Consider the following 25,339-nt stretch of genomic DNA (forward strand, 5'->3'; position numbering starts at 1 on the left):
GTGGCGCAATGTTGGAATATATTAATACTCCAAAAAAGCCAGCAGAAGCTGGCTTTTACAATAGTCTAATCATTATCTAGCTGACATTTACAGAGTGTTTTACCTCATTGTTGATCCTCAACAAAGCTAGAAACTCAACATAACGTCATAAGGTAAGAATAAGTTATTCTTTCATTATAATAATTTTTATTAAAATTTATAGCTAACACCAAATTTTACTGTTCTAGGTTTACCGACATTAATTTCGCCATTTTCACCACCCGCTAAATAACCTTTATCAAACAAGTTTTCGACATTCAATCTTACTAGTAAATCATTACCTGCCAATGGCACAGCGTAACTTATGCCTGCATCAAAACGGGTGTAACCAGCTTTTTCTAGACTATTTTTAGCATCGGCATAACGACCACCTTCATAAAAAGCACCGACATTAAGCGCAGCATTTTCCGAAACTGAATATTTAAGCCAAGCAGAAGCGGTTAGCTCTGGTACATCTTCAGGACGATTCCCCTGATATTCATTGTGGGCGTCATATTTTGCGTTCAAGTACATTGCAGAGGTGATCAGTGATAAGTCTTCATTGATCTCACCAATGGCCCCTAGCTCTAGTCCTTTATGGCGTTGAATGCCACCTTGTGTTGTGATTATTTCAAAGTCAGGATCATTTTCCAAGTTAACTTCAAGCACTATGTTTTTACGTTTGATGTCAAAAGCGGCGGCATTCAAACGTAATTTACCTGAAAATAATTCCCACTTGGCACCAACTTCAACCATGATGCCCTTTACAGGATCTAACTCAAGGCCGAAGTTAGCATCTTCATCATCAGTTACATCACCTTGAGGTTCAAAACTTTCACTGTAATTTGCGTAAATAGAGGCATTTTCGCTTGGGTGATAAATCAAACCAAACTTGGGTAGTACAGAAGAATTATCAGCATCAGCTTTTTCTTGCTTATCGAATCGAACACCCAACAATACTTGCCATTGGTCATTCACTGTGATCAAGTCTTGCGTGAAAACACCATAATACTTATAGGATTCATCCTTTGCTGTAGCATCAGTATAATCAAGCACTTGGCGAGGAATAATAGTACTTTCGTTAAGATTTGCTTCCTGTTTATCGCCCTTTACTTTTAAGGAAGTGTATTCATGCTTTAAATAATTCCCGCCGAGTAATAAATCATGAGACATACCCGCAAACTCAACCGAGCCGACAAAGTCGAAATAAAATGCCTGTTGCTTCCAGTCTTCTAATTTATCGTAAGGTTTGTTTTCATAAAGACCAGTTTCGGGATCGAAATCATCTTGCGTTTGTGGCTTACTCTCCCAACGTTCACGTTCGTTATGTTGGTTGTTGTATCCAGTTTCTAATTTCCAGTCTTCATTAAGTTGATAACTGATATCTGCGCCATAGTTTTGGCTTTGAGCATCAATTTTTGTCCATGGCATATCCCAAATAAGATCATCACCACCGATCACTTTACCATTGTCATCAACCAAAGCACCGCTGTCTTGTCCAGCTACTTCATCTGAGCTGTCAAAATGAAAAGATAGCGTCAAATCATCGCTGACATCAATATCTGTCATCAAGCTGCCAACAATAAAATCACTTTCTTGCGCGCTACCGCTTTGATATTCTCGCCAGTTCTTATTGTCTTCTTTTTCTACAATAGCGCGATAACGTATGGTCTTTTCTTCATTTAGACTGCCACCAACATCAAGCCCCATTCTTAATGAACCATTCTCGTCACCTTTAATCGAAAGTTCAGCAAAGGAATCAAACGTTGGTTTTTTAGTGACTAAGTTAACTAATCCACCAGGTGTTGATTGCCCGTAAAGCAAGCTCGATGGCCCTTTTAACACTTCAACATTATCGATTAGTGCCATAGGTAAACGATATTTAGAAAAGTGCTGATGGCCGTTTTTTAGTAAGTTGGTACTTTCCTCAAGTGTGAAACCACGTAAGCTAAAGCGCTCTCGGTCGGTTGTCACTCTGCCAATTGAAACACTGGCGTCGTTTCTTAATGCATCGCCTAATGTTACTACTAGTTGGTCATTCATCACTTCCACGGGAATAACCGTTACGGCTTGGGGGGTATTTAACAATGATACATTCGAACGCATTGCAGCATGTGCTTCATCCGTTTTATAATGAGCATGTTTGCCAATGACTGTTAAAACTTCGATATCCTTATCGATTTTATCATTTGCTGTCGCAAATGCGCTTGTTGGTTGTAAAATCACGGCGATAACGGCGGATATCAATTTAACTTTTGTGTTCATATGTTCTCAATGCCTGTACTTATGCATTTTAATATACACAGTACGGTGGGAGTTAATAATTTTGGAAGATGGTAGTGGTAATGAGAATTATTGTCAATTGCAATCGTAAAAGAGGAGCTGAATATATTAAAATATCTAGCTCTTTGTGATCTACATCAACGGTTGCAGTTACTATTTGCAGGTTATTTATAAGTTAGTATTGTCGACAGCTGCGGTGAAAACGGTACAGATTCATTTTTGGGTAATGCAACATTGATAGTGGTTAGCACAACTCCTACAATGCAAATGATGATAGTGAGTATGCCTGATATTCCTTGCCATTTTATCACTGAGGGCTGCTTACGTTTAGCTTTAAGCCAAGCCATATATATCCCCGATGCGATCATAAAACTCATAAGCAAGCCAAAAATAAACCAAATGATTTTAGAGGTTAAGCCGAAAAAACTGCCAAAATGAATTAAATCTACAGTATCTGTTAAACGGGAATAGGCTGATAATTCAGCCGCCGGCTGCACCTTTAATACTTCAGCTGTAACAGGGTGAAGATAAACACGGTTGGCGCGATCAACCACCAAAAAATCATGATTAAACCCTCTGATTTCTATCGGCTTTTTAGTGTTGTTTGGGTAACGTATATAACTAATCTCTAAGCTTTTAAATGCTGCCTGAGCATTGATTAATATCTTAGTTAAAGATGCGGGTTTAGCGTTAACTTCGGATGATTGAATTTGCGGTTTCTGCGGGTAATATTCAATACCTGCTGTTTGCAGTGTTTGGTCAATAAAATACCAAAAGCTGGTGATTGAGACCGTTGCAATAAACCACCATGACCATAAACCGATAATTTTATGCCAACTAGACCAAGTTGCACGTGTTGATAGCTTAAGTTTATTTGGTTGCTTAAAAAAATGACGCCACCAATCCTTATAAATAAAAAAGCTACTGACTAAGGTAATTAATAACAATAAGCTTAATGTGGTAATCAAGAATTTACCTGCATTTCCCATCGAAAGTTTCCGGTGAATATCGCGAAGAAAACGAGTGAGTCTCCCCCAGTTTCCTTTGCCTAGGATTTTCCCTGTATTGGGATCAAAATAGATAAAACTCAGTAAGTTATTAGTTACTATTTGTGCTTCGCCTGAAAGGTATCTTTCTGGTCTTATTTGAATGCGTTGTAGATAACTATTGGGGTAGGCTTTAGATAACTCTGTTTCAAGCTGTTGAAAGTCTACTTTTGTTCTTGGGGTAAGTGCACGAAATTTTTCATCGATTAAATATTCAATTTCATGGCTGACACTCGCAATTGTGCCGGTGAAGCATACAAATAATAATAATGCGCCTAAAAATACTCCTGCCCAAGTATGAAGCTGAAACCACTGCTTATTTGTCACTTTAAAACCTTTCTAAAACGCTATCACTGACGACGATAGCTGATATACCCTGAAATTTCGCTGCCACTATAGCAGCTAACTACCAATAAGCACCGCTTTATCTGAGCACATTTCCCTTGTGAAGCATGAGCAAGAAACATTCTCCTTGATCATTTAACGACAAAACATCCTCTCTATTTTGAATTAAAATGGTGAAGATAACGATGATTCTTAGGCTAAAAATTTAGAAAATAAGAGTATTGGTACCGTGCTATCGGTTATTGATCGTATAATATTTTTCAGTAATTCAAATTCTGCACCTGTTAATATTTACAATAATAAGCCGTTAACACTGCATCATTAACGAGTTTTTAGCTTAATTAAGTTATTTAATCATCAAGTGAATTAATTTTTTTAATTTAAATAACGAATATATAGTTCTATCAGAAACTTATGATGTGCAAATAATAGTTTTTTGATAAGACCTTTCAATCATCATTTTTATATTGTGTCGGTAACTTAAAAATAAGGAGTTATCGATGAACGTTAACCTAACACGCTATTTTTTAACATTTACATACATAACATTATTCACCCTCACACCATTGATAAGCTCGGCAACTGAGGCTGAAAGCTTTATCGACAAGCTTAAAATGCATTATCAAAATGCACCAAAACTTAAAGTTTTCTCGCTCAATTATCATTACTTAGGTGCGAGTCCTTATCAGGGCTGGGACTATCAATTGCCAGAGAGGTATATGGCCTTAAGAATGGTGGAAATCGATCTGATTAAAAAGCACTTTGTGGAAAATGATATTCATCACTTTCCTGATGGTATGACATTTAACCGAGTGCAGTTTCAAAATGATAAAGAAAGTTTATTTTATGATAAAAACGGCCTGACCTTGGGTAAACGTATTATTAAACAAAGTATGGATAGCTTTGAGGAGATCAAAGGCCATATTTTTATGAACATAGATTTTCTCGCGGTAAAGCCTTTGCTTGAAGAGAGCAATGTAGCCGTAACTATTAAGCTTCATCACGATGTACTATCAGGTGTCATAACGCTCACACACAGAATTTCAGATTGTACTGTTATCGATTACGTATTTAATGTCAGTTCGTTACGTTTGCTATCAATTAATAATAAATCACAACAAAAAATTTATGTTTATGATGACTACCAAACCACCAAAGGTATTACCTTTGCCCGCTCTATTACTAAATATTATGATGGTGCAACGACGCCGAGCTTTATACACCGTATTGATCAATTGAATATTATTGAAGAAATTGAAACTTCAAGGTTTCAGGTACCTAAAGAGTTTGGTCCGATAATCCCCGAAAGCGATAGTAGTCTAGTATCAAAAGAAATTGCTCAAAATCTTTATCTAGTCAGTGATGTTGGGGCTTGGCGTAATAGTTTATTTAAGGTAAATGGCGATGAAATTACAATTTTTGGTGGCTCGGTCAATATCGAGTTAGCAGAAAAAACTCTTAAGCTTATTCGTGACCAGTTTCCGAATAAAAGCATTAACTCGATTTATGTTACTCATCCTCATAGTGATCATATCGATGGCCTGCCAGTTTATGTTAAACAAGGGGTTACGATACTAGCCGATGCTTATAGTATCGCTGCTATTAAAGCCTATCCGCCATTTGCAAAAGATATTGCAGCATTTAACTTTCAATCGATAGAGCATAATCAAACGATTGATGATGCGCAGTTTTATGTCTTGGAAAGTACCCATGCTAAAAGACAAAGTTTTGTGCATTTCAAAAACAGCAGTATCATATATCAAGCCGATTTTCTTGACGCTGCTTTTGATAATACCACTGCCCAAATAGTGCCTAATTACACCAAAACTTTTATTGATTTTATTAGAAATAGGGCATTGAAATTCAATCGAATGGTAGGGCACCATCGTAATAACAATATATCATCAGCACTAGTGAATAATATCTACAACGCCACTATGTAAGCTTGCAGGGTTACCTCTAAAAGTTAGTGAAACTGACGCCTTTAGAGGTTGAGGGCAAGCAACTTTATTTGGTTCACATTGCGCCAATCTGTAGTGGCATTGTCATTAATGTATTGCGAATAAAAGTCACAATTTACCTGTTGGTTACACAAGAGTAATGCGGCATCTAAACTCAAGCTAGGATTTCCTGCGAGTTGTGCCTGTTCGAAGGTACGCTGAGCATGATTGATCATTGCACTTGTTTGCTGTGTTGCTTGGGCCATTATGGTTTTTAAATAAGAATTGTTGTAGTTATCGGCCGTCATACTATCAACTAAGGTTTGGGCATCAATTAGTCGATTTTGTGTGATGTAGTGTCGTACTAGTTGTCGTCGACTAGACTGTGCAACCCAATGTTCAGGTGTCAGCATGGTCAGTTGTAGCACTTTTTTAAGGTGCGGCTCTTTTTCTGATAATGCTTTAGCGAAAGTCGCATAACTATAAGAAACTTCAGCAGTATGATAAATAGGAAAGTTATATGCTGCCATTTTTCGTTCAACTTCTTGCAAATAAAGATACTTGTCGTCGTTGTTTTTATGATCATGTGCCAATGACACTAAAGTGATCAAAGACTCTATTTCGCCCAATTTATTTTTCGCACTATAAGCTAATTCTGCAGCTTTTAATAAACTAATTTTAACCGCAGGATAATCATTTTGGTAGTGAGCTAGCCATGCTTGGTTATACCAAGTTTGCCATTGATGTTCTAAGTCATTTATCTTTTCAAACTGCGCCATGGCTAATGTTAGTTTGTCTGAGCTTAAATCATACAACTGCTTTTTTCTCAATATTTTACTTTGATAGAGTAGACCCCTACCGATATGTTGTGAATTATTTTGCGACTGTGCTAGTTTTATTAATTTGTCAGCCAACGCCATCGCTTTATCGAGTTCATTTACTTTCAGATATGTAATACTCAATTTTCGTAATATGATGAGATCATAGGGTGATACTTGCTGGGCAATCGATAACTTGGCCAGCTTAAGTTCAGGTGGCTGATCGGTGGTTATTAAGTCATATATAACTTGTAACTTTAAATGTTGTTGCAGCTGCTCAATAACATTAGCTTTTGATGAGCCGGTTAATTGACCTTCCCAATTTGCAGCAGGGCCCTTCAACATAAAATCTAAATAGGTTCGTTGCTGATAAGTTCGTATTTTTCCGGTTAATATAAAAGGATGATTCTGCGATAACTTAGGATATTCAATTTCAATTTTGTTGGCGAATAACTCAGTATTAAGATCAGATAAGACAGTGAAATCAAAAACAGAATTGTCTTGTAAGGTCATTTCTTCATGTTTTTTGTTGCTAGTATCATCAAGGTTAGTGATTGGGATGTAAGCTAACTTAATGGTTGAGCTATTCGTTTCTTGTTTGAATGCATTTTGAGTGTAAATTATACCGATAACTAGGAAAATAATAGTGATAAGAGCTGAAAATTGCCAAATAGAACGTTTTTTGTCGACTGCTATCGTACGAGGAGGTTGCTGCACTTGGGGTTGCAAACTGATAGATTGATTTAGTGTTTCTGGGGAAATAACTTCAGTGTTTAGCTGCCATTGATAGCCGCGTTTTGGAAAGGTTTTAATCGCGTCGTTACCAAATAAGCTTCTTAAATTACTAATGTTTTGAAAGACCACTTGCTCAGATACTACTTTACTTTGCCAAACATTACAGAGAATATCTTCTTTGTTTAGCACTGTTTCCAGTTGCGTCAGTAATACCGCTAAAACTTTTGCTTCGGTATGACGAATAGCGAATGCTTCACCATTTCTAGTTAATAGCAAACTTACACTGTTAAATTCAAATTCATTAAATCTATAAAGCATTTTTACTGTGTGACTTATGAGTCTTGTTATTTATCTTCATCTTAACTTATCGGCGTTAAAAAATACTAATATTGCGTGATAACTTGCTTTATACGATATTCACAAACAAAAAAGCCAGCTAGATGCTGGCTTATTAATTACTCAAACTGTGTTTAGTGTTAAATTAGTCTTCTAATTCAGCTAAACAAAGTTCGTCGTAAATTTGTTTAACCCAAGCATCAACACGTGCTTCAGTTAGTTCTGGTTGACGGTCTTCATCAACACATAAACCAATAAAGGTATTTTCGTCAACTAAGCCTTTTGAAGCTTCAAACTCATAACCTTCTGTTGGCCAGTTACCAACAACAATAGCGCCTTTTGATTCGACTATATCGCGTAAAGGTTCCATTGCATCACAGAAATACTCAGCGTAATCTTCTTGATCGCCAAGGCCAAAAATCGCGACTAATTTATCAGTGAAGTCAATTTCTTCAAGTTCCGGTAAAAAGTCATCCCAGTCACATTGGTTTTCACCGTAATACCAAGTTGGGATACCTAAAATCAGTAAATCAAACTCTGCGATTTCTTCTTTGGTACTTTTGGCGATATCTTTAACATCAACAAGCTTTTTGCCCAACTTCTTTTGGATCATTTTGCCTACTGCTTCTGTATTACCAGTATCACTTCCGAAAAATAAACCTACAATTGCCATGAATATAACCTTTTATGTCTAACTAAACTTTAATATTGTTGGTGTTTAGCGACTGAACTAATAGGCCTTCTATCAATTCACTACGACTAACACCCTTATCTTTCGCTAAAGCGTCTAAACGTTCAAATACATCTTGATGTAATTTAAACTCTACACGTTTTAGGCCATTGTTCTTATCACGCTTAACTTGATTACGTTTGTTTATTTTAACTTGCACGCTGCGTGAATGTGGATTCGTCTTTGGTCGTCCCGCACGCTTTTCATCGCTAAATAAGTCAATGGTGGTTAAATCTGCTACTTCTTTTGCCATTTTATTACTTACTTATCCAACGCCTTGGCTTTCCCAAACAAACTGAATTATGCCTTTGGCGATAAATCCAGCACATCCTAAAAATAATACAAAATAAACTACGATCTTCCCCATTTTGGGAACATCGTTTTTCTTCATTACATCATGGATTGATAACCCAATGAAAACAAAGATAAAAGCAAAAAATAAATTCAGCCCGATGGCTTCAACTAATTCAAAGTGTTCTGCTAACATAATCAACCCTAAAATTTTCAGGGCGCACTATAGCATATCGTTGCTTTTAAACACATTAATTTTGTTATCTTAGGCACTTTTACTAGCTTAACTCTGCTAGTTCGATACGTAAAAGACAGTGCGAACTGCGATCTAATTGCATTAATTATACAAACTTTACCTGTACAAAATTAGAGCTGGATCAATCACTATCTAAAAAACTTACGACGCTTCGGTTAAAAGCAACTGTTTTCTCAGCATGCAGCCAATGGCCAGCACCTTGAATAATACGGGCTCGACTTTGCGGAAATAGTCGTATAATTTCGGCTCGATGTTCTGGCAATATGTAGTCAGAGTTGGCGCCTTTGATGAACAGCGTAGGGGCGTTGTAGGTATTGCTACCTTGATAGGTTTTCATAATACTTGGGTAGTTAATATCAATATTTTCAATATTACACTTAAAAGAAAATTGATTATTCTCACTAACTAAGTTGCGTAATAAAAATTGGCGAACGCCAATATTATCAACATATTGTGCTAACTGTTTGTCGGCATCTTTGCGTTGTTTTATAGCGGTGAAGTCAATTGATTTTAAACCGGCAATAATTTGGTTGTGGTGCGGCGGGTATTCCACGGGGGCAATGTCGGCAACAATAAGTTTTTCAACACGTTCAGGTGAAGTAAGTGCCAATTCCATGGCAATTTTTCCGCCCATAGAATGACCAAGTATTACGGCGCTGTCGATGTTTAAGTGTTGCATAATGCCAACAACATCTTGTGCCATGGTTGGGTAGTCCATAACACTGTCGTGGAATGAATCGCCATGATTACGCACATCAACGCTGGTTACACGATAATTTTCAGCAAGCACTTTCGCGACCATATTAAGATTTTCTAAACGACCAAATAAGCCATGTATCAATATAATGTCTTTTCCGCTGCCCATTTGTTGATAGTTAAGTCGTCTGGTCATTTATCTCTCATTGTTGCTATCGTGTAATTTTGTACTAATTTGTTGGCGAAATTGTGCGGGTTTTTAGTGTTTGATGCAATGATTTGCATTAATGAATCATTATTATTTATCGACTAAGGCTTGATACTCGACTCGTTTTAGAAAACTATTTGAAAAAAATCACTATCTATTGCTAATCCACTATAGAGACTTGGTATTAACGTAAGTATAATCTTGCTGCGATCTATAATAATTTTCCTAGGGTCATCAATGAAAAACATCGAAATAGATGAAGAACTTTATCATCACATTGCGTCAAATACCCAGTATATTGGCGAAAGCGCGTCATCGATCTTACGTCGCCTCATTAATTTACCAGACGAAGCTACTGCGGAAGTTATTGCTGAACCTGCAGCTGTAATTGTTGAAGTGGAAGAAACTGAAGTGGTGGCTGTTGAAGCGCCAGCACCAACAGTAGACACAAATGGCTCAGTATTTAACTATATTAATAAAGAAGAGCTAGCCATGCAGCGTGGCGCTGTTGGTCGATTTTTACTTATTTTGGCAGCACTATATCGTGTACATAATCAGCAGTTCTCTACTGTTTGTAATATTAGAGGCCGCGACCGTTTATACTTTGCTGGCAGCGAAGCTGAATTATCTGCTAGTGGCAGCAGTACTAAACCTCGTCAAATTCCTGATAGCCCGTTTTGGGTTATTACTAACTCAAACACCACGCGCAAGAAAATGATGTTGACAGAAGTTGGTCGTACATTGGGTTATAACGAACAAGACGTGGAAGATATTCGCGATTTACTTTAGTCGTTTGCATAGCAATACAACGGCTTAAGCTTTATAAGGGACAAGGAATTTAAATGACAATTCATCATCATGCTGGTAAACCTGCAAGACCAGAAGACAGAATTAATATTGGTCGTTTGGTTAGTGATTACTTTTTACAAACACCAGATGTCAACATTGCTGAGCAGAAAGTAACTTTTGGCACTTCGGGTCACCGTGGTAACGCCAGTAAATTAAGTTTTAATGAACATCATATTGAAGCTATTTGTCAGGCTGTTGCTGAATATCGTCAGACGCAAGGTTTTAAAGGACCATTGTATTTAGGTAAAGATACACACGCATTATCTGAGCCTGCATTTGCTTCTGCGGTTTCTGTATTAATTGCTAATAATGTCCCTGTGGTTATTCAAGCCGATGATGGCTTTACACCGACGCCAGTAATTTCACGTTTAATTATTGCTCATAACAACACTCAATCAGTACAAGCTGATGGCCTAATTATTACGCCATCGCATAACCCTCCGACTGATGGCGGTATTAAATATAATCCACCTCATGGCGGGCCTGCTGAAGGCTCAATAACTAAAGTTATTGAGCAACGAGCTAACGAAATTATTGCTAATAAGCTTGTTGATGTTAAACGCACTGATTATACCCAAGCTTTACAATCGTCATTACTATTTCGTGAAGACTTCATTGAATTTTACGTCAATGAATTAAGCCAAGTCATCGATATGGAAGTTATCGCAAAAGCAGGTGTGCATATTGGTGTTGACCCTTTAGGTGGTTCAGGTATTCATTATTGGCCAGTTATTGCGAAAAAATATGGTTTAAAACTGGATGTTGTTAACCCTGTAGTTGATGCTAGCTTTGCGTTTATGCCGTTAGATAAAGACGGTAAAATCCGTATGGATTGCTCATCGCCATATGCCATGTCCGGTTTGATTGCACTAAAAAATAAATTTGATATTGCTGTTGGTAATGATCCTGATTTTGATCGCCATGGCATTGTCACTAAATCGGGCGGATTGATGAACCCGAATCATTATTTAGCGGTATCTATTCACTACTTGATGACTCACCGGAATTGGCCCGCAAGCTGTCAAATTGGTAAAACATTGGTCTCAAGCTCAATGATTGACCGTGTTGCTAAACTTATTGACAGACCGCTTTCTGAAGTGCCTGTTGGCTTTAAATGGTTTGTTGATGGCTTACATGATACAAGCTATGCCTTTGGTGGCGAAGAAAGTGCAGGTGCAACTTTTATCGCGCGTGACGGCAGTTGTTGGACAACAGACAAGGACGGTTTTGTAATGACCTTACTTGCTGCTGAAATGATTGCGGTAACGGGCAAAGACCCTTACCAGCTATATCAAGAACTTGCGCAGCAACTTGGCGAGCCATGTTATGGACGTGTTGAAGCCGTAGCTAACTTGCAACAAAAGCAAGTATTAACATCATTAACACCTAAAGCCATTACCACTGATATTTTAGCTGGTGAGAAAATCACCCAAATATTGTCACATGCGCCAGGTAATAATGCTGCGATTGGCGGCATTAAAGTGTGCACCGAAAATGGCTGGTTTGCTGCCCGTCCTTCTGGCACTGAAGATATCTACAAAATATATGCAGAAAGCTTTATTGATGATGTGCATTTGCAGTTAATTATCAGTGATGCTCAAAATTTAGTCAGTGCTGCCTTTGTTGCTGCTGGTTTGTAACTTTTATAAAAGAGGGCTTTGAAAAAGTATTGTTGAATAAGTTGCAGTGTACGTTATTCATAACAAAAAAAGGTGCTAATAAGCACCTTTTTTTGTTGTTTTAGTTAGTATCAATGATTAACCACAAGAATCAAAACGGCAAACTAGCTTTCTTTCGATGTTCATTATTTCGTGATAAAAAGTACAATTTTTGATCTCAAAGGTGTTTGTTTGAATTTTATTCGATACTAGTTTCAGCATAGTTAAAATTTTTTTATAATATGCCTGTATTTTTCATAACTAGACAAAGTGATGACAGAATTAATTTGGACCGAAGGAATGAGTGTTGGCAATGACGCCATTGACGAGGATCATAAACAGATCATCGCCATACTAGCCAAATTGACTTCAGCCGAACACGGTGAAACATCAGAACAAACAATTAATGAAATATTTATTGAGTTAGAGCATTATGTTTCTTTGCATTTCAGTAGAGAAGAAGCGCTACTAGAAAAGGCTGGTTACATTGAAGTTAAAGCGCATAAGGCGAGCCATCAACGTTTTATTGATCAATTGCCTTTGCTGAAAAAAGAGTGGTTAGCACAAGACTGCTTAACTTGTAGTGAAAAAATCACTACATTTCTTCATCAATGGCTTATTACCCATATCCTAGAAGAAGACTTAGACTATGTTCCATGTCTTCATGAGTTTTCTCACTCTGCGGCAAGAGAAGAAAATCATCCCCAACCTTCTGTCATTGCAAAAATGGCGTATGGTTTATCGCAAAGAATAAAGCTTAGCCAGCGAGTTTTTATTACCACGCTATTACCAATTTTAGGTGTTTTACTGCTTAGTTTTATTATTTTATTTGATAATTATAAAGACTATAAGAACGTATCTCTTGCTTTGGGATTGAATGATGTTATAGCGCAAGTTAATGATATTAGTCATTCTTTACAAGCAGAAAGAGGTCTTGCTAGTGGGCTGATCAGCTCTAATTATCAATATTTTAACAAACAATTCAATGCACAAAGCCTAATGACGGATGAGAGTATAGAAAGATTTTTAACTTTACTTGAAAGTGGATTGGATCCCGCGGTAAAAGATAACATTCGCTTCTATTTAGCGCAGTCTCGTGATGAGTTTATAGAATTAAAGCAATATAGAAAGAGATTGGCTGATCGAACTGTAAGTTTTATAGATACATATGAAGCTTATATGCGTTTTATAGAGCAGTTGCTATCGATATCTGAACATTTAACACATGTTGATATGAACTCGCGATCAGCAAATGACATTTCAGCCATTAGCGCATTATTACTTTTTAAGGAATATACAGGGCAAGTAAGGGCATTAGGAATGAATATGCTTTTAGCTCAGGATCATGATATTTTTAGTAACGCTAGCATGAGTATGTTGCTTGGCAAGCAATTAACTATTTTACGCGTCTTTCATTATTCAGCGAGTAACGAGCAGAAAACTTTATGTGCAACAGCTTGTGATGCCCAAGAAAATCAGCAGCTACTTAGGCAACGTTTTTCATTCGTAATGGATGAGAAAAATATTGAGCAACGTAGTAAGTACTGGTTTAATTTAATGTCGGCAGATATTGATAAATTAAAAATGATCACAGATGAATTAACTGCAAATTTTAGGGCAAAAGTTCAAATAGAAAATCAGCGTTTAGAAAATAATTATTATGGTGTTTTATTATTATTAAGTCTTTTTTTAGTCAGCGCTACATTATTCTCTCTAATACTAAACCATAGCATAATTAACCCTATTAGATTGATAACTGAGGCATTAAATAAAATGGCTCAAGGTTATGGAAATATGCAATTTAAGAAAAAGCTTACGGATGATGAAATTGGTGCAATGCAAACGGCTTATGAAAAATTACGTCGAAAACTGCTACAAGTTGATATTTTTCAAGCGATAGTTGACCGTCAACAAAATGAAATTGAATACCGGAAATCTCAACAAGCGCATTTGAAAACGTTAGCCTATACAGATGCATTAACTGGTGCCGTTAATCGTCGTCATTTTAATAAAGTACTGGCGGATGAAATTTCACAAGCTGATCATGACCAGCTACCTCTATCGATAATGCTATTAGATATCGATTATTTTAAGCAAGTTAATGATAGATTTGGTCACGCTGTCGGTGATGAAGTTTTAATTATGTTTTATCGAGCATGTAAAGTTGCTGTGCGCTCAAATGATGTTGTAGCGCGTATTGGTGGTGAAGAGTTCGTTATTATATTGCCAAAAACGAACGAGAAAAATGCTTTCCAATTTGCCGAACGTCTTCGGGATAAGGTTCAGCAGCTAGAAGTAATTGTTGATGAAAACAAAATTGACTTAACAGTAAGTATTGGTGTTAGCCAATGGAATAAATACTCTTGTTCTTCAGCAGAAGAGTTTGTTGCTAACGCTGATAGGTTGCTCTACCAGGCGAAGGATCGTGGCAGAAATAGAGTTGTAATGTGACAAACTTATTAAATACCTGTGTTATGAGTAAAGCCTTCTATAAAGGCTATTTTGTAGTTTTATTGTTGCCGGCTTTTCTGAGAAGATTGAAGACATATTCGATTTTAGATATAAGACACGCGAACAGTTGATTTTTACGATATGCAAAAGCTGATTAGCCTAAGCCAGGGGTAATGAGAATGAAAAACAACTATTTCGATGTATTTTCAAAAATTTACTGTAGTGACTTACTTTTGTGTTCGAAATCACTTGTTAACTTTATTAGCGGTTTACAAAAACGTATAGCAGAATTCGATATGTTTGAATATTATGACGGTAAGATTAATCTAAAGCTTTAAAACTACCACTATCTTCTAATTTGAGTTCTTTATTGCTAGGAATTTGTCTTGGTTATTGTTAAAACGAAACGGCTTTGTATTCGTCAAGTAACGAATGAAGATGCTAAAGAACTCTTAAAAGTACTTGCTGATCCTATTGTTATGCAATATTCAACCGTTGGTGTTCATACTAAGGAACAAATTGATGGTTATATTGCCAATTGTAAAAAGCAATATAATATAAATGGTTATGGGCATTGGGCGATTTATAACACTGAGCATAATGAGTTTATAGGTGTGTGCGGCCTTAATAAACATACAATAGAGGCGGAGGATATTGTACATATTAACTACCGCCTAGCCACTGGCCAACAAGGAAGGGGGTATGCTACAGAGTCTGTTGCTGGGGTTTTAAGTTTTGCTAAAAAGCACTTAAAATTGAATATTGTATATGCGTTGATTGAGCCAGCAAATGCTAGCTCAGTTAAGGTAATAAACCGGGCTGGTTTTAAGTTTGTTAAATCTTCAGTATTTCGTGGTTTTATTGTCGATATTTATCAAACAAATTTATAACGCTAAACAAATGTCCAAGCTAAGACTCTAGTGATTTTATTCCCCTGTTTCATTTCTATTTCTCGTACATCGGTTGCACCAAGTTTTTGAATTAGTTTTTTTGCCGGTTTAACATTATCAATTTTAGATACCAAGCTGGTAAACCATCGACATTGAGCTGAGAAGGTTTGGCTTTCTTTGATGAGTTTTTTAAGGAACATGCGTTCACCACCTTTGCACCAAAGTTCTGCGTCGAGACCTCCAAAATTTAAGGTAGCGTTATTCTTACTTGGACTCGCTACTTTTTGTTCTCCGCGATTACGGGCAAGGTTGTCGAGTTTACGCTTGCTGCCTTTTAACGCTTCTTCTTGCGAGGCATGAAATGGTGGATTACACACCGTGACATCAAAATGTTCGCTAGCTCGAATAATACCTTCGAAAATATGACTTTTATCGCTTTGTGTACGCAGTTCGAAACAATTTTTTAGCTTAGGGTTTTTTGCGATAATCGTAGATACGTTATTAATCGACTCAGTATTAATATCACTACCAACACAATGCCAATTGTATATTTGACAGGCTAATAGTGGATATATACCGTTGGCTCCTGTGCCTATGTCTAGCATTCTAACGTTGCGCTTGCCAGTAGTTCTATTACTAATTTTGTTTGTAATTGGCTCGCCAATGCCTAGCAATTCAGCGATGTAATGAATGTAGTCGACTCTGCCTGGAATAGGAGGGCAAAGCGCACCCTGTGGAATATCCCAATTGTTAATATTGTAATGGTGTTTTAATAGTGCCGCATTCAGTGATTTTACTGCTTTTGGATTTGCAAAATCAATAGAGGTATTGCCATGTGCATTCGGTTTCACAAATGGAGCTAATGACGGGTAACTTTTTACTAGCGCAGAAAAATCATAACCATGCTTGTGCAGATTTCTCGGATGCAGGTGTTTGGGATTAGACTTAGGTGGGGTATTTTTATTTTGGTTAAGTGTGCTCACAAATAGTTGTCCGAGGTTTAGGGTTCAAAAGTAATGGGAGGGTGGTTATAATTGGCTATTATAGCCTTAATTGATCACACATAAACATGTATAAAAGAAAGCAAGACACTAAGCCGCAAGTTATTTCATATGAGCGGGTAAAATCATACATGCTTTGGCTGATTGAACGCTATGGTGATTATTCAGCTAAAAAGCTGCTGCAAAAGGCAAACTTACTGTTTAAAGATGACACTCAGTTTAATGAACCGGCATTAGCTTATCTTGTAGAACGAGACATTGTGAATGATCTGCGCTATGCACAACGTTTAACCATAAGCTTTTCAGAAAAAAACATTGGCCCTAACAAGATAAAAGAAAAGCTCTATGCAAAAGGCTTTTCATCTCAAATTATCGATGAATGTGTTAGCGCGATAGAAACAACAGACGAAGATTACTTTGATAAAGCCTTAATATTAAAAATAAGAAAGTTTGGTGTTGAGCCAATTGACGATTTGAAGCTAAAACAAAAAGCGTTGCGACACCTGATCACCAAAGGTTTTTCGTACTCTATCGCTAATAAAGTGATTAGCCATTCTGGCGAAGAGGATCACTAGTTCATTGCTAGCGAGTTATACTCAGGGTAACTAGTATTTAATTTAATATAGGTTTAGATAATAGGCTGTGAAGTGGAATATTTTTTATGTTTACATATACAGTAATTGTCGCAATTATTTTGGGCCTAGTTTTTGGCGGAATTGTTGCCTTATTTAATAAACAAAATAAACTCATATACTTTCAACGTACTTTTTGGCTATGCCGCTACGGCCGTAACAGTTTTTATCATGCTATACATTTTTATTAAGTAACCCTAAATAGATATTTTAATTAATGCTACAGCCTTCAGCTAATAGCCATGATTTAAAACACTCTATCACAGGCGAGGACCGATGTTGAATAATGTAATAACCAGTATTTGCCTCAATAGGCGTAAAGGGGGATATTAACCGACCGCTTTTGAAATCATTTTCTACCAAGGCATAGCGAGCAAGTGCGACTCCTAATCCCGCTTCGGCCGCAGCCATCGACATATCAGTACGGTTAAAAAAGTGCCCTTGATTGCTTTCGGTTTTAATTTTCATTTGGTTAAACCAATAATACCATTCAGTATACCTTTTTGCATGTCGCCACGGCATAGCGTCGTGTAGTAAGGTGACTGATTGCCAGATGCTGTTTTGGTTTTCTAATGAACTATCTTGCCAATTAAAGCGCTTAAAATACTGTGGGCTCATTACTGGAGTAAATCGCTCACTAAGTAGTAATTCCGCATTCGGGTTAACATAAGGCGTTTGTCCGTAGTCTATCGCAAGGTCGAAGTCTCTGTCTTGATAATCAACTAATGCACCTTCGGCGTATGTTTGGATACTAATATTAGGGTATAGGTTATAAAATTTCTGAAGGCGAGGGATAAGCCACTTATAGGCAAAAGATGGTGTGAGTTTGAGTTTTACTTCACCATCAAGTGATTGTCCTTGCTGTAAGTCATTAATAACATTTTCTATATCAGCAAAGTGATGTTTGACTACTTGATAAAGTTTTTTTCCATCTTTTGTTAATTCAATACCTCTAGAGTGCCTTTCAAATAAGGTTAATGACAACTGATTTTCTAACAAGCCTATCTGCTGGCTGATAGCACCTGTGGTGATGTGTAAATAATCTGCCGTTTTAGTAAAGCTACCTAGTCGGGCTGCTACCTCAAAAGTAACTAATCCAGAAAATATATTGCCTTTCAGTGCCATGCTCATCTCTGTCTATAGAATAACTAAACACAGATGTTAATAAATATCGTTTGATAAAGACATGTTATTTTCGCATTGTGTCTTCATGTTTGAGTGAAAAAGTTAGCATTATTGGTATGAAAATTATTGTTATGGGCGCTGGCGTTGTTGGTTTGACATCGGCTTGGTACTTGGCTCAAAAGGGCCATCAGGTAACTGTTATTGATAGACAGGCAAAGAGCGGTGAAGAGACTAGCTTTGCTAATGCAGGCCAAATTTCTTACGGTTATTCGTCGCCTTGGGCAGCCCCGGGTATTCCGTTTAAAGCGATTAAATGGTTAGCTCAAAAACATTCGCCATTGGTTATAAAGCCGGATATGTCACCAGAGTTATACCTTTGGACTATGCAAATGTTAAAAAATTGCACTGAAAAAAGTTATCGAATCAATAAAAGTAGAATGCTACGCGTAGCAAATTATAGTCGGCAATGTTTGCTAGATTTACGTGATGAGCATCAAATATCTTATGAAGGGCGCCAGCAAGGGACCTTACAGGTTTTTAGGAATCAGTCACAAGTCGACAGCGTAGAAAAGGATATGAAATTGCTAGCCGATAGCGGTACGCGTTTCAAATTGCTAAACGTTGATGAATGTGTGACAAAAGAACCCGGCTTAGCCTTAGTGAAGAATAAAATAGTCGCTGGCTTATATTTACCAGATGATGAAACCGGAGATTGTCATCAATTTTGTCAGCAACTGACTGAAATGGCTAAAACAGCGGGTGTGAAATTTAAATTCAATCTGCAGGTAAGCAGTCTCTTAATTGAAAATGAAAAAATAGCAGCGGTTAATACATCGATAGGTACATTGAATGCAGATGCCTATGTTGTTGCATTAGGCTGTTACTCTGCACAACTATTAAAACCGTTGGGGATTAATTTACCGGTATATCCTGTAAAAGGTTATTCGCTAACCATTCCTATGGAAAATGCTGAGTTTTCACCTATTTCAACAGTGATGGATGAGAGTTATAAAGTGGCGCTGACGCGCTTTGATGACCGTATTAGAGTTGCCGGAACAGCTGAGTTGTCTGGCTTTAATTTAGGTTTATCATCAAAGCGAAAAGCCACAATTGCTATGGTGGCTGAAGATTTATTTCCGCAGGCAGGTGATATAACAAAAGCTGAGTTTTGGACTGGCCTTCGTCCAATGACGCCTGATGGCACACCTATTATAGGTAAAACTAAAATTAGCAATTTATATACTAATACTGGTCACGGCACTTTAGGCTGGACTATGGCTTGCGGCTCAGGAAAGTTACTTGCCGATATAGTCTCGGACAGCCAAGTCGAGATTGATACTTGCGGGTTAAGCTCATTTCGTTACTTATTATAGTTTTTAGATAAGTGATTAAGGCTTTATTTTATCTGTAGAAAGTTTCGTTATAGTTTTATCTCAAGCGGAACTGTTGCTAACAAGCTTGGCATAGCTATAAAGCAGCTCACTGCATAAATTTTACCTTTAGTTGAGTCAAGCTCAGTATCGCAAAGACGCCAACGAGTAAACCTTGTATAATAGCGCGCAATAATTAATGAGATCAGTTGCCGTTTGTTCTGCACGACTCAATTAAATTCAACTCTGACAGTCGGATATGACATTTGACTACTACATTCGACAAAACAATAGGTGAAACCGCGTGAGTGATTTATCCAATTCAAGTAACCAAACCAATGCCTTCGCATCTGCTTTACAACAAAGCGGTGACTTTTTATCAATAACTCGTGCCAATGAATGGTCACTGCCAGGCGGCGCTTTCAGTTTTGAAGTTTGTCACCAAGCGTCTCAAACAATGAGTAAAGTTTCGGTATTAGAGACAGGATTAATTACCTTCGAACCGATTGATCGTGCAAGTAACCATGACATTGTGCTATCAAGCGCTGTGCATGGTAACGAGACAGCACCAATTGAAATTTGTAGTGATATTATTGGTCAGTTAATTCGTGGTGAATTAATACTGGCCGAACGTGTATTATTTATTTTTGGTAACCCAGCATCGATGAACATTGCTGAGCGTTTTGTTGAAGAAAACATGAATCGCTTGTTCTCTGGTGGCCATTCTCAAGACCAAGGTAATGGCGCAGGTTTAATCAACAAAGAGCGCCATCGTGCTTTGCTCTTAGAAAATACAGTGAGAGCATTCTTTGAAGCAGGCAGTAAATTACCTAGCGCGACTGGCGGCGAACGCCAGCGTAGCCACTATGATTTACATACTGCTATTCGTGCTTCTAAATGTGATAAATTCGCTGTTTATCCATTCTTGCACGGAGCACCACGCAAGAAAACCCAGTTGCAGTTTTTAAATGCCTGTGGCGTTAGCACCATTTTATTGTCGCATTCACCAACAACAACTTTTAGCTATTTCTCGTCGAACGAATTTGGCGCAGACGCTTTTACCGTTGAACTAGGCAAAGTACGTCCGTTTGGTGAAAATGATATGAACCAGTTTATTCAGGTGCGCGAAACCTTAACTAAGTTCGTTTCGGGCCAAGATCTTGAGTTAATGCCGTACCAAGCAGAAGACTTTAACTTGTATGAAATTTCACAAGTTATTGATCGCCACCACGAAGATTTTTCATTAACTTTTGCTGATGATGTTGAAAACTTTACTGATTTCCCACAAGGCCATGTATTAGCCATTGATGGTGATGTTGAGGTGAAAACCCAACAAGATGGTGAAGCTATTATTTTCCCAAATGCTAATGTTGCTGTTGGCCAACGCGCAATGTTAACCGTTACCCCTACAACGCTTGCATAACTAAGCAAATGGTCAACTATTTAGCGGCGAGTGATACTGTAAAGAATTATGCTCGCCGTTAGGTAAATAAAAGCGCTAACTTTGATCACTAAACTTGTTTTTCAGTTTACGTAAAGGTAAAGTGCTTGCGATTATTACAACCAACAATTCATAACAATGACATAAATATTCATCTTGCCGTGAAAGCTTCTATACTTTCGGTGGTTAATAATTAATGAATATCAATGTCACCTTGTCATTCAAGGTTAATAAAAAAGAGAAGGCTATGAACACTGACATATATAACGAAAGCCCGGTAGTACATCAACCAGCTTTTATTGATGGTCATTCAGTTGAAATTCCAATCCTTAAAATATTGAAACAAGATGGCAGCATTTATGAAAATGCTATCATGCCAGAAATTGATCGAGAACTTGCCACAAAAACCTACAAAACTCTCGCTTTTCATCGTGTATTAGATGAACGTATGGTAGCGGCACAGCGCCAAGGTCGCATCAGTTTCTATATGGCAGCACTCGGTGAAGAAGCTGCAAGTGTTGGTGGTGCTGCAGGCCTGAAAGATCAAGATATGATCATGGCACAGTATCGTGAACAGGGCGCATTAATGTTTCGTGGCTTTAGCCTTGAAAACTTTATGAACCAAATGTTCAGTAATGAACAAGATTTAGGTAAAGGTCGTCAGATGCCAATCCATTACGGAAGTAATGAGTTGAACTACATGACGATTTCATCACCGCTAGGTACACAAATTCCACAAGCCGCAGGTTATGCTTACGGGCAGAAAATGCAAGGTTTAGACGCTGTAACTATCTGTTACTTCGGTGAAGGTGCTGCCTCTGAAGGTGATTTCCATGCCGGTTTAAATATGGCCGCTGTTCATCAGTCTCCTGTTATTTTCTTCTGTCGTAACAATGGCTACGCTATTTCAACGCCATCAGATGAACAATACGTGGGTAACGGCATTGCATCTCGCGGTGTTGGTTACGGCATGAAAACACTTCGAATTGACGGTAATGATATTTTAGCGGTAATTGCCGCTGTACAATTAGCGCGTGAATATGCCGTTAAAGAAGGTAAGCCTGTGCTGATTGAAGCGATGTCTTATCGCTTAGGTGCTCACTCAACGTCTGATGACCCTTCAGGCTACCGTACGCGTGAAGAAGAAGCTAAATGGCAAGAACATGATCCCATTCTTCGTATGAAAAACTGGATGTTGGCGCAAGGTTGGTGGGACGAAGTTCAAGAAACCGCATTGTTCGAAAAACTACGTGATGAAGTTTTAGCAGCAGTTAAAGTATCAGAGAAAATTGATAAGCCACCGGTTGAAGACTTAATTACTGATGTTTACGACCAAGCACCACCATTGTTGCAAGGTCAGTTGGAACAATTGAAAGTACATATTAAGAAATATCCCGATGCTTATCCATTCACTGCTGGGAGAATTAAGTAATGGCGCAAATGAATTTATTACAAGCGATTAATAACGCGCTTGATACAGTAATGGCCGAAAATGATCGTGCAGTTTGTTTTGGTGAAGATGTTGGCCATTTTGGTGGTGTATTTCGCGCAACAAGCGGTTTACAAGAGAAATACGGTAAAAGCCGTTGTTTCAACACGCCTTTAGTAGAGCAAGGTGTTATTGGTTTTGCTAATGGTTTAGCAGCTCAAGGCAGTACGCCAATTGCTGAAATTCAATTTGCGGATTATATTTTTCCAGCCTTTGACCAAATTGTAAATGAGTCAGCTAAATTCCGTTACCGTAGTGGTAATGAATTTGATGTAGGTAAGTTAACAATTCGTACGCCATACGGCGGCGGCATTGCCGGTGGTTTGTATCATAGCCAATCACCAGAAGCTTACTTTGCTCATACGCCTGGTTTAAAAGTGGTTGTGCCACGTAACCCGTACCAAGCTAAAGGTTTGTTATTGGCGTCAATTCGTGACGACAACCCAGTAGTATTTTTCGAACCAAAACGCTTATACCGTGCCTCGGTTGGTGAAGTACCTGAAGAAGATTACCAATTGCCACTAGGTAAAGCTGAAGTTGTTCAACAAGGTAGTGACATCACGTTATTAGCTTGGGGCGCTCAAATGGAAATCGTTGAGAAAGCGGCTGAATTAGCTGCTGCTGATGGTATTTCATGTGAAATTATCGATTTACGTACTATTTTACCTTGGGACGTAGAAACGGTTGCAAATTCTGTGACTAAAACAGGTCGTTTTGTTGTTAGCCAAGAAGCACCATTAACAGCAGGTTTTGCTAGTGAAATTGCCGCCACTATTCAACAAGAATGTTTCTTGCATTTAGAAGCGCCGATTGCTCGTGTATGTGGCATGGACACACCATACCCATTAGCGCTTGAAAAAGAATACGTTGCAGATCACTTGAAGATCTATGAAGCAATTAAAAACAGTATGACTTACTAGGATTTTAGAGCATGAGCATTGATTTTATATTACCAGATATTGGTGAAGGTATCGTTGAATGTGAACTGGTTGAATGGCTAGTAGCAGAAGGCGATGTGATTGCAGAAGATCAGCCCGTGGCTGACGTAATGACAGACAAAGCTTTAGTACAAATTCCGGCAATGCATTCAGGCGTTGTTGATAAGCTTTATTACGCCAAAGGCGACATTGCGAAAGTACACTCGCCATTGTTTGCTATGACACCTGAAGGTGAAAGCGCATCTGTTGCAGCTGAAGTACCAGTGGCACAAGCGGTTATTGAAAGTGCACCAGTTGCTTCAGGTACACAAGTAGAAGACTTTATCTTACCTGATATTGGTGAAGGTATTGTTGAGTGTGAATTAGTTGAATGGCTAGTTGCTGAAGGTGATGTGATTGAAGAAGATCAACCGATTGCTGATGTCATGACGGATAAAGCTTTAGTACAAATTCCAGCTATGCATAATGGTACGGTTGTTAAACTTTATTATGCTAAAGGTGAAATTGCTAAAGTACATTCGCCCTTGTTTGCAATAGAAGTTGCGGTTGAAATTTCCTCAACAGAGCAAGCCGTTGTTTCTGCCCCTATAGCTGAAGCACCGAAAACGTCAGCGCCAAAAGCACAAATACCAGCAAAATCAGCAACATCACCAGTGCAAGTCGTTGCAGCAAAAGTTGTTAATGAAAAAGCGGTAGCAAGCCCAGCAGTGCGTCGTGTTGCTCGTGAGCTTAATGTGAATATTCATCAAGTTCCAGGTAGTGGCAAAAAAGGCCGTGTTTATAAAGAAGATGTCGTTGCTTTTAATGAAGCGCCGGCTGTTTCTGCAGCAGCGGCGGTAGTTACTGGAGCTGCTTCAGGTGGCACACGTGTTGAGCCTATTCGTGGTATTAAAGCGGTAATGGCAAAAGCTATGGTTAATTCCGTATCGACTATTCCTCACTTTACTTACTGTGAAGAAATCGATATGACTAATTTGATTAAATTGCGTGGCGAACTTAAAGAAGTTTATGTTAAGCAAGATATCAAATTAACCATGATGCCTTTCTTTATGAAAGCTATGTCGTTAGCGTTAAAACAATTTCCGTTAGTGAATACACAAGTTAATGAAGATTGCACAGAGCTAACTTATTTTGACGACCATAATATTGGGATGGCGGTTGACTCGAAGGTGGGCTTATTAGTACCAAATGTTAAACAAGTACAAACTAAATCTATTCTAGACTTAGCTAGCGATATTACACGTTTAACCAATGACGCACGTTCAGGCCGAGTACCTGCGGCTGATTTGAAAGGTGGTACTATCACTATTTCAAATATTGGCGCAATTGGTGGTACGGTGGCAACGCCTATTATCAATAAACCAGAGTCTGCAATTGTTGCCTTAGGTAAACTTCAAAAATTACCACGCTTTAATGATAAAGGTGAAGTTGAAGCGCGTTCAATTATGCAAGTTAGCTGGTCTGGCGACCATCGCATTATTGACGGCGGCACAATTGCTCGTTTTTGCAACTTGTGGAAGTCATTCCTTGAAGAACCAAGCAACATGCTAGTGCATATGTCTTAGACTGTATGATTTAATACCTAGCATTTACCGGTGTTAACGTTATTAAGAAGCCTGCTTTATCGCAGGCTTTTTTATGTACAGGAAGTACGATATGCCTCGCTCATATGGCCTTTCATAGCCATCCTTGGCTACAAGGCATTAATACTTCCATGTATGTCGATGTGAAAGAGAGGCGATATCAAGTTCTTTTCAAATATTCTACCTTTATGACAACGCTGCGAAACCTAA

Annotated in this window: 20 protein-coding genes; 11 read left to right on the forward strand and 9 right to left on the reverse strand. The window is 38.1% G+C overall.

Features of this window, described 5'->3' with window-relative positions; all coding sequences use genetic code 11:
* Positions 1-189 precede the first annotated feature (189 nt).
* Positions 190-2,283, reverse strand: coding sequence for a TonB-dependent siderophore receptor (locus B7C41_RS13315; protein WP_085299388.1), 2,094 nt, complete (start codon positions 2,281-2,283; stop codon positions 190-192).
* Positions 2,284-2,465: 182 nt separating this feature from the next.
* A complete protein-coding gene (locus tag B7C41_RS13320) occupies positions 2,466-3,674 on the reverse strand; it encodes a PepSY-associated TM helix domain-containing protein (protein WP_085299389.1) in 1,209 nt (402 codons plus the stop codon).
* Positions 3,675-4,192: 518 nt separating this feature from the next.
* Here B7C41_RS13320 and B7C41_RS13325 point away from each other — a divergent pair.
* Positions 4,193-5,635 (forward strand): hypothetical protein, encoded by a 1,443-nt coding sequence (locus B7C41_RS13325; RefSeq protein WP_085299390.1) that lies wholly within the window; start codon positions 4,193-4,195, stop codon positions 5,633-5,635.
* Between the two features lie 41 nt (positions 5,636-5,676).
* On the opposite strand, the gene B7C41_RS13330 is transcribed toward B7C41_RS13325, so the two are convergent.
* From B7C41_RS13330 to B7C41_RS13350, 5 genes are all read right to left on the reverse strand, one after another.
* On the reverse strand, positions 5,677-7,461 hold the full coding sequence (locus tag B7C41_RS13330) for a winged helix-turn-helix domain-containing protein (RefSeq protein ID WP_235839707.1): 1,785 nt from the start codon (positions 7,459-7,461) through the stop codon (positions 5,677-5,679).
* A gap of 205 nt (positions 7,462-7,666) precedes the next feature.
* Complete coding sequence (fldA, locus tag B7C41_RS13335; protein WP_085299392.1) at positions 7,667-8,194, reverse strand: flavodoxin FldA; 528 nt, start codon at positions 8,192-8,194, stop codon at positions 7,667-7,669.
* Between the two features lie 22 nt (positions 8,195-8,216).
* A complete protein-coding gene (gene ybfE / locus B7C41_RS13340) occupies positions 8,217-8,504 on the reverse strand; it encodes a LexA regulated protein (RefSeq protein ID WP_085299393.1) in 288 nt (95 codons plus the stop codon).
* Positions 8,505-8,516: 12 nt separating this feature from the next.
* Positions 8,517-8,738, reverse strand: coding sequence for a DUF2788 domain-containing protein (locus B7C41_RS13345; protein ID WP_085299394.1), 222 nt, complete (start codon positions 8,736-8,738; stop codon positions 8,517-8,519).
* Positions 8,739-8,919: 181 nt separating this feature from the next.
* Entirely contained in the window at positions 8,920-9,690 is a 771-nt protein-coding gene (locus B7C41_RS13350; protein ID WP_085299395.1) for an alpha/beta fold hydrolase, read from the reverse strand.
* Positions 9,691-9,939: 249 nt separating this feature from the next.
* Here B7C41_RS13350 and seqA point away from each other — a divergent pair, with 249 nt between their 5' ends.
* From seqA to B7C41_RS13370, 4 genes are all read left to right on the forward strand, one after another.
* Positions 9,940-10,491, forward strand: a complete 552-nt coding sequence (seqA, locus tag B7C41_RS13355; RefSeq protein WP_085299396.1) for a replication initiation negative regulator SeqA — start codon at positions 9,940-9,942, stop codon at positions 10,489-10,491.
* A 53-nt stretch (positions 10,492-10,544) separates the two neighbouring features.
* Positions 10,545-12,191 (forward strand): phosphoglucomutase (alpha-D-glucose-1,6-bisphosphate-dependent), encoded by a 1,647-nt coding sequence (pgm, locus tag B7C41_RS13360; RefSeq protein ID WP_085299397.1) that lies wholly within the window; start codon positions 10,545-10,547, stop codon positions 12,189-12,191.
* A gap of 291 nt (positions 12,192-12,482) precedes the next feature.
* Entirely contained in the window at positions 12,483-14,660 is a 2,178-nt protein-coding gene (locus tag B7C41_RS13365; RefSeq protein WP_085299398.1) for a bacteriohemerythrin, read from the forward strand.
* Between the two features lie 386 nt (positions 14,661-15,046).
* The gene (locus tag B7C41_RS13370; protein WP_085299399.1) at positions 15,047-15,550 is read left to right on the forward strand and encodes a GNAT family N-acetyltransferase; all 504 of its coding nucleotides are present in this window, start codon (positions 15,047-15,049) and stop codon (positions 15,548-15,550) included.
* Positions 15,551-15,552: 2 nt separating this feature from the next.
* Here the strand turns inward: B7C41_RS13370 and rlmF are convergent, their stop codons facing one another.
* Positions 15,553-16,533: a 23S rRNA (adenine(1618)-N(6))-methyltransferase RlmF gene (gene rlmF / locus B7C41_RS13375; protein WP_085299400.1), complete on the reverse strand. Its 981-nt coding sequence runs from the start codon at positions 16,531-16,533 to the stop codon at positions 15,553-15,555.
* An 86-nt stretch (positions 16,534-16,619) separates the two neighbouring features.
* Here rlmF and B7C41_RS13380 point away from each other — a divergent pair, with 86 nt between their 5' ends.
* The gene (locus B7C41_RS13380) at positions 16,620-17,126 is read left to right on the forward strand and encodes a regulatory protein RecX (protein WP_085299401.1); all 507 of its coding nucleotides are present in this window, start codon (positions 16,620-16,622) and stop codon (positions 17,124-17,126) included.
* Positions 17,127-17,393: 267 nt separating this feature from the next.
* Here the strand turns inward: B7C41_RS13380 and B7C41_RS13385 are convergent, their stop codons facing one another.
* Positions 17,394-18,308 (reverse strand): LysR substrate-binding domain-containing protein, encoded by a 915-nt coding sequence (locus B7C41_RS13385; RefSeq protein ID WP_211279523.1) that lies wholly within the window; start codon positions 18,306-18,308, stop codon positions 17,394-17,396.
* A gap of 116 nt (positions 18,309-18,424) precedes the next feature.
* On the opposite strand from B7C41_RS13385, the gene B7C41_RS13390 reads away from it, so the two are divergent.
* The 5 genes from B7C41_RS13390 (at position 18,425) to B7C41_RS13410 (ending at position 25,111) form a co-directional block, all read left to right on the forward strand.
* Entirely contained in the window at positions 18,425-19,681 is a 1,257-nt protein-coding gene (locus B7C41_RS13390) for a D-amino acid dehydrogenase (protein WP_085299403.1), read from the forward strand.
* Positions 19,682-19,982: 301 nt separating this feature from the next.
* Positions 19,983-21,101 carry a succinylglutamate desuccinylase gene (gene astE, locus B7C41_RS13395; protein ID WP_085299404.1) on the forward strand — a complete coding sequence of 373 codons (1,119 nt, stop codon included), beginning with the start codon at positions 19,983-19,985 and terminating at the stop codon, positions 21,099-21,101.
* A 265-nt stretch (positions 21,102-21,366) separates the two neighbouring features.
* The gene (locus B7C41_RS13400; protein WP_085299405.1) at positions 21,367-22,551 is read left to right on the forward strand and encodes a thiamine pyrophosphate-dependent dehydrogenase E1 component subunit alpha; all 1,185 of its coding nucleotides are present in this window, start codon (positions 21,367-21,369) and stop codon (positions 22,549-22,551) included.
* Positions 22,551-23,528: an alpha-ketoacid dehydrogenase subunit beta gene (locus B7C41_RS13405; protein ID WP_085299406.1), complete on the forward strand. Its 978-nt coding sequence runs from the start codon at positions 22,551-22,553 to the stop codon at positions 23,526-23,528. The genes B7C41_RS13400 and B7C41_RS13405 overlap by 1 nt, the downstream gene beginning before the upstream one ends.
* Positions 23,529-23,539: 11 nt before the next feature.
* Positions 23,540-25,111 carry a dihydrolipoyllysine-residue acetyltransferase gene (locus B7C41_RS13410; protein WP_085299407.1) on the forward strand — a complete coding sequence of 524 codons (1,572 nt, stop codon included), beginning with the start codon at positions 23,540-23,542 and terminating at the stop codon, positions 25,109-25,111.
* Positions 25,112-25,339: the final 228 nt, after the last annotated feature.

It is taken from the genome of Cognaticolwellia mytili (assembly GCF_002104475.1).
GTDB lineage: Bacteria > Pseudomonadota > Gammaproteobacteria > Enterobacterales > Alteromonadaceae > Cognaticolwellia > Cognaticolwellia mytili.

Coding starts and splice junctions, on each gene's coding strand:
- B7C41_RS13345 (WP_085299394.1), bottom strand. CDS start 8,738: ATGTTAGCAGAACACTTTGAATTAGTTGAAGCCATCGGGCTGAATTTA.
- pgm (WP_085299397.1), top strand. CDS start 10,545: ATGACAATTCATCATCATGCTGGTAAACCTGCAAGACCAGAAGACAGA.
- B7C41_RS13385 (WP_211279523.1), bottom strand. CDS start 18,308: ATGGCACTGAAAGGCAATATATTTTCTGGATTAGTTACTTTTGAGGTA.
- seqA (WP_085299396.1), top strand. CDS start 9,940: ATGAAAAACATCGAAATAGATGAAGAACTTTATCATCACATTGCGTCA.
- B7C41_RS13315 (WP_085299388.1), bottom strand. CDS start 2,283: ATGAACACAAAAGTTAAATTGATATCCGCCGTTATCGCCGTGATTTTA.
- B7C41_RS13350 (WP_085299395.1), bottom strand. CDS start 9,690: ATGACCAGACGACTTAACTATCAACAAATGGGCAGCGGAAAAGACATT.
- B7C41_RS13390 (WP_085299403.1), top strand. CDS start 18,425: ATGAAAATTATTGTTATGGGCGCTGGCGTTGTTGGTTTGACATCGGCT.
- ybfE (WP_085299393.1), bottom strand. CDS start 8,504: ATGGCAAAAGAAGTAGCAGATTTAACCACCATTGACTTATTTAGCGAT.
- fldA (WP_085299392.1), bottom strand. CDS start 8,194: ATGGCAATTGTAGGTTTATTTTTCGGAAGTGATACTGGTAATACAGAA.
- B7C41_RS13405 (WP_085299406.1), top strand. CDS start 22,551: ATGGCGCAAATGAATTTATTACAAGCGATTAATAACGCGCTTGATACA.
- B7C41_RS13325 (WP_085299390.1), top strand. CDS start 4,193: ATGAACGTTAACCTAACACGCTATTTTTTAACATTTACATACATAACA.
- B7C41_RS13380 (WP_085299401.1), top strand. CDS start 16,620: ATGTATAAAAGAAAGCAAGACACTAAGCCGCAAGTTATTTCATATGAG.
- B7C41_RS13410 (WP_085299407.1), top strand. CDS start 23,540: ATGAGCATTGATTTTATATTACCAGATATTGGTGAAGGTATCGTTGAA.
- B7C41_RS13400 (WP_085299405.1), top strand. CDS start 21,367: ATGAACACTGACATATATAACGAAAGCCCGGTAGTACATCAACCAGCT.
- B7C41_RS13365 (WP_085299398.1), top strand. CDS start 12,483: ATGACAGAATTAATTTGGACCGAAGGAATGAGTGTTGGCAATGACGCC.